General features: G+C 61.2%; 12 protein-coding genes. 5 read left to right on the top strand and 7 right to left on the bottom strand.

Annotation, left to right across the window (positions count from 1 at the left end; translation table 11 throughout):
* Positions 1-132: 132 nt before the first annotated feature.
* Together B5525_RS28300 and B5525_RS28295 are read right to left on the bottom strand one after the other, a co-directional pair.
* Entirely contained in the window at positions 133-519 is a 387-nt protein-coding gene (locus B5525_RS28300; protein ID WP_079568950.1) for an MAPEG family protein, read from the bottom strand.
* Positions 520-643: 124 nt separating this feature from the next.
* Positions 644-985, bottom strand: coding sequence for a hypothetical protein (locus tag B5525_RS28295; protein WP_244567612.1), 342 nt, complete (start codon positions 983-985; stop codon positions 644-646).
* A 217-nt stretch (positions 986-1202) separates the two neighbouring features.
* Here B5525_RS28295 and B5525_RS28290 point away from each other — a divergent pair, with 217 nt between their 5' ends.
* Entirely contained in the window at positions 1203-2153 is a 951-nt protein-coding gene (locus B5525_RS28290) for a LysR family transcriptional regulator (protein ID WP_079568949.1), read from the top strand.
* A gap of 125 nt (positions 2154-2278) precedes the next feature.
* On the opposite strand, the gene B5525_RS28285 is transcribed toward B5525_RS28290, so the two are convergent.
* Positions 2279-2809, bottom strand: coding sequence for a dihydrofolate reductase family protein (locus tag B5525_RS28285; protein ID WP_079568948.1), 531 nt, complete (start codon positions 2807-2809; stop codon positions 2279-2281).
* Between the two features lie 291 nt (positions 2810-3100).
* On the opposite strand from B5525_RS28285, the gene B5525_RS28280 reads away from it, so the two are divergent.
* Positions 3101-3697: a hypothetical protein gene (locus B5525_RS28280; RefSeq protein WP_079568947.1), complete on the top strand. Its 597-nt coding sequence runs from the start codon at positions 3101-3103 to the stop codon at positions 3695-3697.
* A gap of 106 nt (positions 3698-3803) precedes the next feature.
* Complete coding sequence (locus B5525_RS28275) at positions 3804-4379, top strand: hypothetical protein (RefSeq protein WP_079568946.1); 576 nt, start codon at positions 3804-3806, stop codon at positions 4377-4379.
* A gap of 1 nt (position 4380) precedes the next feature.
* On the opposite strand, the gene B5525_RS28270 is transcribed toward B5525_RS28275, so the two are convergent.
* Positions 4381-5094: a hypothetical protein gene (locus B5525_RS28270; protein ID WP_154073478.1), complete on the bottom strand. Its 714-nt coding sequence runs from the start codon at positions 5092-5094 to the stop codon at positions 4381-4383.
* A 421-nt stretch (positions 5095-5515) separates the two neighbouring features.
* Positions 5516-6412, bottom strand: coding sequence for a LysR family transcriptional regulator (locus B5525_RS28265; protein WP_079573879.1), 897 nt, complete (start codon positions 6410-6412; stop codon positions 5516-5518).
* 266 nt (positions 6413-6678) lie between these two features.
* Here B5525_RS28265 and B5525_RS28260 point away from each other — a divergent pair, with 266 nt between their 5' ends.
* Positions 6679-7413, top strand: a complete 735-nt coding sequence (locus tag B5525_RS28260) for an SDR family NAD(P)-dependent oxidoreductase (RefSeq protein WP_079568944.1) — start codon at positions 6679-6681, stop codon at positions 7411-7413.
* Positions 7414-7454: 41 nt separating this feature from the next.
* The gene (locus B5525_RS28255; protein WP_079568943.1) at positions 7455-8057 is read left to right on the top strand and encodes an NADPH-dependent F420 reductase; all 603 of its coding nucleotides are present in this window, start codon (positions 7455-7457) and stop codon (positions 8055-8057) included.
* A gap of 260 nt (positions 8058-8317) precedes the next feature.
* Here the strand turns inward: B5525_RS28255 and guaA are convergent, their stop codons facing one another.
* Both guaA and B5525_RS28245 read right to left on the bottom strand, forming a co-directional pair.
* Positions 8318-9928, bottom strand: a complete 1611-nt coding sequence (guaA, locus tag B5525_RS28250) for a glutamine-hydrolyzing GMP synthase (protein WP_079573877.1) — start codon at positions 9926-9928, stop codon at positions 8318-8320.
* Positions 9929-10138: 210 nt separating this feature from the next.
* Complete coding sequence (locus B5525_RS28245; RefSeq protein ID WP_425305328.1) at positions 10139-10801, bottom strand: alpha/beta hydrolase; 663 nt, start codon at positions 10799-10801, stop codon at positions 10139-10141.
* Position 10802 lies beyond the last annotated feature (1 nt).

Below are 10802 nucleotides of genomic sequence, written 5' to 3'. Positions count from 1 at the left end.
GTGATTTGCTCGACGACGGAAGCGAAATATTTTTGATTCTTTTCGATTTCCGGGCTTGACACGATTTCGGCAAATCAGAAGTGATTTGCCCGTCGGGTCGATTGGTCGGAGGCGAGACGGCATTTGGTGTTGCTACAGAAGTTGCGAGAGGATTTGCAATAACCCTGCGAACGAAACGCCCCACAAGCCGGTGCGAAGCCACGGAATCCCGATGACGTAAACCGGCGCGTAGGCCAGGCGGCTCCAGAAGAACAATTGGGCACCGAGCGCCGTCACGACATTGGACTTTCCCGCAACCAGTGCCACCAGAACGAGTGCCGCGAAGATGGTCAGGCTTTCCAGCATATTGCGGTGCGCTCGCTGCGCGCGACCTGCCCATCCGTCAAAAGCCGGCAGTTTTTCGCGGTTGCCGACGAGCGGCAAAATCCCAACCTGCGCAATTGCGGCCAGGAGGGCGATGAGCATTTGAACCAAAGCCAGCGCCATCGACCAGACCAGCAGCTTAAGTTCGAGCGTCATGCGTTCCTCCCTGGGTGATATGTCCGATCAGCACCGGGCCTCGCCGATCCTCCGGCCGCAGGGAGAACCCCGCCAGATGCGGAAGTAAGGAAGCGGGCATTGCACGCGTTCAGCTCGCGGGCGCTCAGGGATTGGCGATGAGCAAGCGGAGCGGCAAAAGCGGACCGACTGCGATGTATTCATGGTCCATCAGATTTTGCTTCGCCAGCGGCAGGCCCTCCATGATCGCCTGCGCCTCGGCGACATCGCTGGAATCCAGCAAGAAGACGACTCCGCGCCCATCGCCACGCGAGTACCATTCACGAACCTTCCCATTGAGATAAAGCTGCACGGTCTGCCGGATTTCGCCCGGCATGACGGCCATAACCTGTTCGCGGGTGACGCCCGCCTTGACCGTGAGGATGACCATCACCCCGGTGACCGTGGGCGAGGTGGCCTGTGTTTGGGCAACGGATGGATGGGCCATGGATGTAACACCTATCAAAGTCAGCGGGAGTGCCAGGACGGCATTTCGGATTGTTCTCATCGGTCTCGTTTCTCGAATCACGGCGATCACCTTTGTTCTTTGGGACAGCTCATGATGTCGCGAACGTTGGGGCTCGACATCACTGTGGCTCCTGATTTCCGAGCCCGATGTACTACCGCTTCCCGCCGCCGACTATCCGCGATAATGTCGATAGACTATGAAGCGAAACTTCACAGTCAGGCGGGGCGCGCTCGACGGCGTAGAGGCGTTCCTCAGCGTTGCCCATCACCGTAATTTCCGCAAAGCGGCGGCGGAACTTGGCGTGACCGCATCGGCCATGAGCCAGACGATACGCACACTTGAGGCGCGCGTCGGCGCAGCGCTCTTCATCCGCACAACCCGCAGCGTCGGCCTGACCGAGGCCGGCCAACGCTTCCTCGAACGCACCGCAGCCGCCTTTGACGAGCTTGTCGCCGCCGGCGAGGCTGCGCGCGAACTGGGGCAACGTCCCACCGGCCTGTTGCGCCTTGCCGCTCCACGCGGGGTCGTTCCGTTGATTCTGGAGCCGGTGATCGCCTCGTTCTGCCAGGCCCACCCCGAAATCGAACTGGAGATCGCCGCAAGCGACGAGATGGTCGATCTCGCCGCGGGCCGTTTCGACGCCGGTATCAGGCTCGGCCAGTTCATAGCGCCTGATATGGTCGTGGTGCCGTTGACGCGGCCGTTCCCGTTCGTGGTCGTTGGCAGCCCCGGTTATCTCGCGAACCACGGCCGCCCGGCGCGGCTCGAAGAATTGCGCCACCACGCCTGCTTGCGATTGCGCCGCTCGAACGGCGCCATTGCGCCCTGGTCCTTCATCGACGGCAACAAGGAGATCGAGGCGATCGTCTCGGGGCCGCTGATCGCGCATGACTATCCGACCCTGCTCGGGGCGGCGATGCAAGGCGTCGGGCTGGCGCTGGTGCCTGGGCCGCTCACCAAAGCGCCGATTGCCGACGGCCGGTTGCAAGCGCTCCTGACGCGCTTCGCCGTCACGACACCCGGGGTTTTTCTCTACCACCCGGGCAAACGCCAGGTCTTGCCGAAACTGCGCGCATTCATCGAGCACATCAAAAACCGGAGCACCGGCGCTCGGGGTGACCGAACAACTGCGCGGAGGCAGCGCTAGCTCCATCCGCGTCCAACAATTACCGACTGCATTTATAACGGCCTCCCGAGGCAGGGCGAATAATGGAATCCGTGATTGCCCTGATCATCGATCCAGGCTGCAACCCGGCCGCCACAGTGGCGTGATCAAGCAGGAACGTACGTCAACCTGATCGCGTCCTCGCCAATGAGATCGCTGGCAACAAGGCGGAGCGGCGGCCGGGGGCCGGCGAAGAAGGGCTTGCCGCGACCCAACACGATGGGGCGGAAGTAGAGTCGATACTCATCAATGAGGCCAAGATCAGTCAGGCTTCGTGCCAGCTCTGGTCCGGCAACGGCGATCTCCCCAACGAGCTGAGCCTTCAGCCCGCGTATCACCGCCTCGAAATCATCCCCGACCAGTGTGGCGTTGGGGCCGACCGACTTCAGCGAGCGCGACACCACCCACTTCGGCTGTCTCCGCCACGCTGCCGCGAAGTCGCGTTCCTCCGCATCCCACTCGGGATGGTCTTCGTCCCAATAGCGCATGACCTCGTACATGCAGCGGCCGTAGACACTGCCGGTCAGGTCGCGCACTTGCTCGTAGAAGTGACGAAACAGCGCTGGACCAGGCGCGAATTCCTGGTGGTCGACATAGCCGTCCAGGGACTGGTTCAATCCGAAGACGAGCTTCGCCACGCTGCAAAATCTCCGCCCCAGGTTTTTCAGAATAGCATGAGCCGCCGCTACGCAGAAGTGCGGTCGGCCATAAACTGCGCGCCGCCATGTCGGTGTGACGGATAACCGGGATCGTAGGGTGGGTTAGCGAAAGCGTAACCCACCATTGCAAACACGACTTGATCAGAAGAGGTGGTGGATTACGCCTGCGGCTAATCCACCCTACGAGCTGTCGCTTTTCGTTTTCACGTCGAACGCTTAAGGTCCCGTCAGGTAGCCCTTTGTCAGGGACACAACCAACGGCACCGCAGCATGAAGCCGCCTTTCAAACAGAACGACGTGTTCAAACACATCGACTTTGACCAGTTGAACGCCTGTGTCGGTAACAACGGCGGTCCATACGACCTTTACGATTATGCCAAAGGCTATTTTGACGCGACCAAAACGCTACTGGCCCACGTGCGGGATGATGGGAATCACGTCGACCTTATCGTATACCCGATCTGCTTCAATTTCCGCCACGCTATGGAGCTTTACCTCAAGTACGTCATCAAAGACCTTTCGGAGGCCAAGGGAACGGGCCACCGTTTCAAGTCGGGTGGCCATACGCTCGGGAAAAACTGGGTCGCGGCAAAGAGTCTCCTCAAGAACATCGAGACGACCGACGAGGATGTCGCCTATTTCGAGAAGGTCGTAACGTGCATCGACGAGGTTGACCAGACCAACGGCCAGACCTTTCGATACCCCGAGAGCATCAAGGGCAATCGGCACCTTGAAGAATGGTCCACCATCAATCTGCCTACGGTGAAAGCTCACAACGAGAAGATCGCGGCCATAGCCGACACTTGGCACGGACGCATCGAGTACGCACTGGAGAGCAGCCGCATATCTGCGCAAGACAGCGCCTAGCGAAGCAGCCGTCACTTGGCATACCCTCCGATCGTTTCTTCACTACTGCTTTTCCGCTGTTCACCCGCTGATTATGCTCACCGCACCATTGATGTAGGTAAGTCCCGTGGCACTGACCAAATTGCAACGCAAGCTCATCACCGAAATTGAACACATCGCATCGTCCGCAGGACAAGACTATCGACACATCGAAGAGTACGAAGAAGCCGCACGTACTCCGAAGCTCAGAATCATCAAGAAACAGATGATAATCGGAGACGTGGTCGCATTGTACACACTTGCCGACGAACTGCTTTCAAACGTCATCTGCCATGTGTACTTCAAAAAGCCCGGTAAAGGCTTTTCATACAAGGCTCTGTGGCGAACCAAAAAATTTTCAGCTTTCGCCTACCATGTCCTCGATAACCTTTACCCGCTACAGAAGATGAGCCTTATCCATGAGATCAAGCCTGTCCCTAAAAACATCAGGGACACCCTCAATAGGCTAAACGCGCTCAGAAACGCGCTCGCTCATAGTTTCTTTCCCGAGAACCGCAAGAGCTACCGGGAGACTAAGGCAGTTACCTACAAGGACCACGACATCTTTTCGAATGAAGGCTTCGACCTCTTTGCGACCGATGGGCAGGAGTTGATAGACTACCTGCTGGAGCGCGCCTACGGAGTTAAGCCCGACAGCTTCTAGCTCAAGATGTTGCGATGGCTTCCGCGGCTGGCTCAGGCGCTACCTTATCTTCTTTGGGCACATGCCACTTGAACAGCTCGACCGTCACCTTGGTCAAGCGCAGCGCAAGACTTGCGGCGAGGATGTAGTACCAGATGAACTGGTTTTCGCCGGATCGGGCGAGACGTAGGTAGGGCATTACGTCCTCATCGAGCACCGCTGTCATTTCGCTGAACTTGCTCACGAACTTCGTCGTGTCTTCATCATTCAGCTTGTAGTCCTGCCACCCCTTCAGCATCGTGAAGAGCTGCTTGGTCGTTGCAAAATACGTGGGGTCAGGTGTGGTGATGATATTCAACATCGACGTAGCGAAATCGCATTCCTTGCCCTTGGGGTTCCTACAGGGTTTCACCTTCTGCAGGTCCGGCAAATAATAGGAGACGACGAACTGGTACCTGTCCTTGGCGATCTTCGACTGGAGGTCGATGATTCCGAAGACGCCGCACAAGGCTAGGCCGAGGTACATGTAGTCGATGATCTTGAGTGCCTTGTCGTCGGTCGCCTCGCGCAGAAGCCAGAACAGGACGTGGAACAGGATCAGCGATGCGATCGCGAAGCAGATGATGCTGGTCAGTTGGTCAGCCACGCGCCTGATAAGGATGAAGCCGAACCAGATCAAAGCGCCGGCGAGCAACGCCGTCCATCCAGGCGTCCTTAGGCTGTCAGCCAGCTTCAAGCGGGCACCAATCCTCAAATAATCAGCGACTTAGCTCATCCTCCAACAAACATTAATTTACGTCATGATTCAAGCACGTCAAAAGACGGATATAAACCAATGAATCGTGGCGGATTACGCCAGAGGCTGTCATCAAGCCGCGCTTTGCGCGCACCCGATGGGCTAACTTCGGCGATCCGCGATTTGCTCGGTTTCAAAGACTATCGATATCGGTTGGTCTATTTTCCTCGGAGTTCTCCGCAAAAGCGGCGTCTCGAGCTTGCCCCGTCAGCGATGGTGAAGTCCGTCGCCGTCAGTAGTGTGGCCCTCGCGCCGATTGCGATACGGCGCAACATTCGCGGATTGAACGACGCCGCTTCAAGCGATCGCAGTTCGGCTTCCGACCAGATTACGGCAAGCGTTGCCGGCTACCTGCCGCGCGTCAGTCGCGCGATATGGACAGCCCCGCGAGAAGCGGAGCGTACGCGGCGAGCCTGCGGGATACGAACTCCGTAAAGAGCCGCACGCGCTTCGTCTTGCGTGTCTCCCCCTGCGTGAGAAGCCAGAGCGTGCCATGCATGTGCAGGTCGGTGCCCGGCACCCTCACCAGTAGGGGGTCGGCATCTCCGACGAAGCACGGCAGTGTCGTCATCCCGAGCCCTTGCCGTACTGCAACGATCTGCGCCTCGCCGTCCGTGGTCCTGAACGGAACCCCCGTGGTGCGAACCTCACCCTCGCTGGCCCAGTCCGGAATTCCATGAATGCTTATGACGATCCACCGGATGGGATCAGGCGCGCCCGCACGCCATGCGGCTAGTCGATCGCGGGACATGTAGACGCCGCCGAACAGCTCCGGTCCCTTCAGGCCGTGAAGATTGAGCGGCAGGGTTTTGCGGTCGTAGACGACGCGGATCGCCACGTCGGCCTCTCGGTTGGTCAGATTTGCCAGCTCGCCGGACGACAGGATTTCCATCTCGATGTCCGGATGCAGACGCGCAAACTCAGCGAAGTCGGGCATGAGCAAGTGCGTCGCGAGGGTCGGCGCCAGTGTCACCCGCAGGAGTCCGCGTACGCCGTGGTCGCGCCCGAAGATTCGCGTCTCGAGCCGGTTCGACGACGCCTCCATCTGCTCCGCGAACTCGAGGACCTCCTCGCCCGCAGCCCTCAGGCGGTAGCCCGAGGGCAGCTTCTCGAACATCTGCGCCCCCAGCCGCTCCTCCAGTTGGGCAATGCGCCGCAGCACTGTGGTGTGGTTCACCCCGAGGCGCTCGGCGGCGGCTCGGACCGAGCCCCCACGCGCGACGGCAAGAAAGTAGCGAACGTCGTCCCACTCGATCATGGTGCAATCTAGCACCGCGCGGTGCGCCTTCCAAAGCCCGTATCTAACGCGTCGTACAGCAGTACGGGCGGTCATCATAGCCTATGTCGACGAGCGCGGCCCAATTCCGAACGGCGGACACCGATCGTCGCGGCTGGCGTCAGTCGTCCAGCCGGATCGATTTTGCACCACCGATGTGCGCGCTTCTGCACTCAACGCCTGACGCCGGCAGACCCATGTCGAGGTTCTCGGGGGCAGATGCTGTCCCGACCACGAAAGGAGAAGTCATGGGAAAGCTTGAGGGTAAGGTTGCAGTCATCACGGGTGGATCGAGCGGTATGGCGCTGGCGAGCGCCAAGCGGTTCGTTGAAGAAGGCGCCTATGTTTTCATCACGGGCCGGAGGCAGGAGGCGCTCGACGAGGCCGTCAAGCTGATTGGCCGGAACGTGACCGGCGTGCGCGGCGACGCGGCCAATCTCGACGACCTCGACCGCCTGTTCGACACGGTCAAGCGGGAAAAGGGCAGGATCGACGTCCTGTACGCGAGCGCCGGCACGGGCGAAGCCGTCCCACTGGGCGAGATTACCGAGCAACATTTCGATGCGACCTTCGGCCTGAATACGCGCGGCACGCTGTTTGCGGTTCAGAAGGCGTTGCCGCTGTTCAACGATGGCGGATCGATCTTCATGACCGGGTCAGTTGCTTCGGTGAAAGGTTTTCCTGGTTACGGCGTGTATGCGGCGAGCAAGGCGGCGTTGCGCTCATTCGCACGCACCTGGCTCAACGAACTGAAAGGCAGGAATATCCGGGTGAACGTGCTGAGCCCGGGGCCGATCGCCACACCGATGCAGGACCAAGTTCTCACCGAGGAAGCGAAGCGGATGTTCGAATCCCTGATCCCGCGGGGAAAGATGGGTCGTCCTGAGGAAATTGCGGCGGTCGCACTGTTCCTTGCTTCAGACGATTCGAGCTTCGTGAATGGAGTGGAGTTGTCTGTCGACGGCGGCTTCTCGGCCATCTGAAGGGCCGGGGAATCAATATCAACGCGGATGGGAGAAGTATTATGAGCTATGCGATTGTAGGATTCGGTGCGGTAGGCCAGGCTCTCGCCCGGGCCTTCGCCCGTAAGAACATCAAGGTGGCCGTCGCGAGCCGCCGGCCGCCCGAGGCGTTGGCGCCGCAGGCTCGGGCGATTGGACCCACGATCGTCGCCAAGTCGCTGCGGGATGCACTCGAGGCCGACACAATCATCTTGGCGGTCCCGTTCGGGGAGTATCGCGAGGTTGCGAAGGCCCTGCCGAGCTGGGAAGGCAAGACAGTCATCGACGCGACGAACGCGTTTGGAGTTCTCCTTGAAGAGCTGGACGGCCTCCCGTCCTCCGCCTTCGTCGCGAAGGCGTTCACCGGCGCCAAGCTCGTGAAAGGTTTCAATCACCTGGTTGCGGCCACCCTGGCTGCCGATCCGATCGTCGAGGGCGGGCACCGGGTCGTCTTTCTGTCTGGTGACGACGAGGACGCGATCGCTCCCGTGGCGGCCTTGGCCAAACAACTCGGGTTCGCACCCGTCAAGCTGGGAAAGCTCAACGAGGGTGGCGCGCTGGTGCACGCACGCGGCCGCACTTGGGGCCAGCTCATCTTCCAGGATTTGTTCAAGAAGGAGCAGTAATCGATCTACGACCGTGTGATCGACGCCGAGAACTGGTCGCGCGCGCTAACTTCTTCGAGCAGCGCGCGACCGAATATTTGAAGGCCACAAAGCCGCGAAGATTGGGGTGGGCCTGACGGCGTATGGGCGCCGTTCGAAGAGCGGGGAGACGCCCGACAGAGCGGCAGATCTGCGGGTCGCCTAGAATCTATCGGCTGCTATCGATGGCCCAGGATTCGCTCGAGTGTCCTCTGCTATCCGATACTACCCCGGTACTCCCCCTACTCCCACTCGATCGTCCCCGGCGGCTTCGACGTCACGTCATACACCACCCGGTTCACGCCCTTGACCTCGTTGATGATCCGCGTCGCCGTCTCGCCCAGAAACTTCATCTCGAACGGATAAAAGTCCGCCGTCATGCCGTCGGTCGAGGTGACCGCGCGCAGGCCGACGACGTATTCGTAGGTCCGGCCGTCGCCCATCACGCCCACGGTCTTGACCGGCAGCAGCACGGCAAAGGCCTGCCAGATGGTGTCGTAGAGGCCGGCCTTGCGGATCTGGTCGATATAAACAGCATCGGCGTTGCGCAGGATGTCGAGTTTTTCGCGCGTGATGTCGCCGGGGCAGCGGATGGCGAGGCCCGGCCCCGGAAACGGATGGCGGCCGACGAAGATTTCGGGCAGGCCGAGTTCGCGCCCCAGCACGCGCACTTCGTCCTTGAACAACTCGCGCAGGGGCTCGACCAGTTTCATGTTCATGCGCGCCGGAAGGCCGCCGACATTGTGGTGCGACTTTATCGTCACCGAGGGGCCGCCGGTGAAGGAGACGCTCTCGATCACGTCAGGATACAGCGTGCCCTGCGCCAGGAAATCGGCCGATCCTTCACCTTTATTTGCGATCTTCTTCGCTTCGGCGTCGAACACGTCGATGAACAAGCGTCCGATGGTCTTGCGCTTTTGTTCGGGGTCGGTGACGCCGGCCAGTTCGCTTAAGAATACTTTCGACGCGTCCACATGAACCAGCGGGATGTTGTAGTGATGCCGGAACAAATCGACCACGGTTTCGGCCTCGTTGAGCCGCAGCATGCCGTGATCGACGAACACGCAGGTGAGTTGGTCGCCGATCGCCTCGTGGATCAGGACTGCGGCTACGGCGGAATCGACGCCGCCGGAGAGGCCGCAGATCACCTTGCCCTTGCCCACTTGGGCGCGGATCTTCTCGATCGCCTCCTCGCGGAAGGCGCGCATGGTCCAGTCGCCGGTGAGGCCGGCGACCTTGCGGACGAAATTGCGGATCAGCTTTGCGCCGTCCGGCGTGTGCACGACCTCGGGGTGGAACATCAGGCCGTAATATTTGCGCTTCTCGTCCTGGATCACGGCGAACGGTGCATTCGGCGAGACGCCGGCCACCACAAAACCCGGCGGCATCCGGGTGATGCGGTCGCCATGGCTCATCCAGACCGGATGCTTTTCGCCGACGCCCCAGGTCGAATCGAACAAGCAGCTTTCGGACCTGACCTCGACATCGGCGCGGCCGAACTCGCGGTGGTGGCCGCCCTCGACGGTGCCGCCAAGCTGCGCCGCCATGGTCATCTGGCCATAGCAGATGCCGAGCACGGGAACGCCGGAATCGAAGATCGCTTGCGGCGCCCGCGGCGAGCCCTCCTCGTGGACCGATTCCGGTCCGCCCGAGAGGATCACCGCCTTCGGCTTCATCGCCAGAAACGCCGCTTCCGCCTTGTGGAACGGCACGATTTCGGAGTAGACGCCCTCCTCGCGCACCCGGCGCGCGATCAGTTGCGTGACCTGACTGCCGAAATCGACGATCAGAATCTTGTCATGCGCCGAGGCCACTGAAGGCGTCGACTCTGCTGCTGGCTGTGCTGCTGTCATGGCAAGCAGATACGCGACGGGAGGCAGGGTCGCAACCCTTCCCGAACCGTCATGGCCGAGCTCGTCCCGGCCATCCACGCCCTTTTTGGACCAAAGCCGTCATTCCGGGGCGATGCGAAGCATCGAACCCGGAATCTCGAGATTCCGGGTCTGGTCCTTCGGACCATCCCGGAATGACGGCGTATCTTCGCCGCCGCGCGCCGCCCGACCTCACCGGAACCCCGCCGCGATCCCGACGACCTGGCCATCCTGGCCGTTGAACCCGTGATGGGCGCCGGCCTCGCAAGCGTCGCCCTGATCGGTCCCGCCACTCACCCAGACCGCCCGCGCGCGGCCGGCGGACCACTTCACGAACGGATCGACGCCGGCCGGCAGAGTGAGCCTGCAGCCGTCCTGGCGGTGATGGATCACCAGCGTGCGCGGCAGCGCCGCCGGCGAGCCCAAAATCGACTCCACGTTCTGGCCGCTGCCGGATTCGGGGCTGAGCAGTCCCGATGTCAGCACCAGCGCGTCGGGCCGGGCCCCGCCTGCGATGCCCTCGGCGGCGCGGATCGTGCCGCGGCTGGTGGCGATCACCGTCACCGGGCGCTTGATCGCGGCCATGTACTGAACCGCGGCAGAAAGCGACGTACCGGCATCGAGGACCAGTACCGCCAGCCCGCGCGCCGCATAGGCGTTTCGCGTCCGAACCAGCTGGTTGAAGTTGAGGCCGTGGATATCGCCGTGGTCGCCCGCCGCGATCGCCCCGCTGCCGCCGGGCATCAGGATCACGCTCGCTCGTGGTGAAGCGGGCTTTATCAGCACGGCGCGAGAGCCGCCGATGGTCACGGTCTCGTCGGCCAAAGCCGAACCGCTGACGAGGCTGAGCAGCATT

Origin of the sequence: Bradyrhizobium erythrophlei (assembly GCF_900129505.1) — a bacterium.
GTDB lineage: Bacteria > Pseudomonadota > Alphaproteobacteria > Rhizobiales > Xanthobacteraceae > Bradyrhizobium > Bradyrhizobium erythrophlei_D.
This window is presented reverse-complemented; position numbering and strand designations above follow the sequence as displayed.

Excerpts from the sequence above, each read along its gene's own strand:
- B5525_RS28295 (WP_244567612.1), bottom strand. The coding sequence starts at position 985 with ATGGCCCATCCATCCGTTGCCCAAACACAGGCCACCTCGCCCACGGTC.
- B5525_RS28280 (WP_079568947.1), top strand. The coding sequence starts at position 3,101 with ATGAAGCCGCCTTTCAAACAGAACGACGTGTTCAAACACATCGACTTT.
- B5525_RS28245 (WP_425305328.1), bottom strand. The coding sequence starts at position 10,801 with ATGCTGCTCAGCCTCGTCAGCGGTTCGGCTTTGGCCGACGAGACCGTG.
- B5525_RS28255 (WP_079568943.1), top strand. The coding sequence starts at position 7,455 with ATGAGCTATGCGATTGTAGGATTCGGTGCGGTAGGCCAGGCTCTCGCC.
- B5525_RS28260 (WP_079568944.1), top strand. The coding sequence starts at position 6,679 with ATGGGAAAGCTTGAGGGTAAGGTTGCAGTCATCACGGGTGGATCGAGC.
- B5525_RS28265 (WP_079573879.1), bottom strand. The coding sequence starts at position 6,412 with ATGATCGAGTGGGACGACGTTCGCTACTTTCTTGCCGTCGCGCGTGGG.
- B5525_RS28290 (WP_079568949.1), top strand. The coding sequence starts at position 1,203 with ATGAAGCGAAACTTCACAGTCAGGCGGGGCGCGCTCGACGGCGTAGAG.
- B5525_RS28300 (WP_079568950.1), bottom strand. The coding sequence starts at position 519 with ATGACGCTCGAACTTAAGCTGCTGGTCTGGTCGATGGCGCTGGCTTTG.
- guaA (WP_079573877.1), bottom strand. The coding sequence starts at position 9,928 with ATGACAGCAGCACAGCCAGCAGCAGAGTCGACGCCTTCAGTGGCCTCG.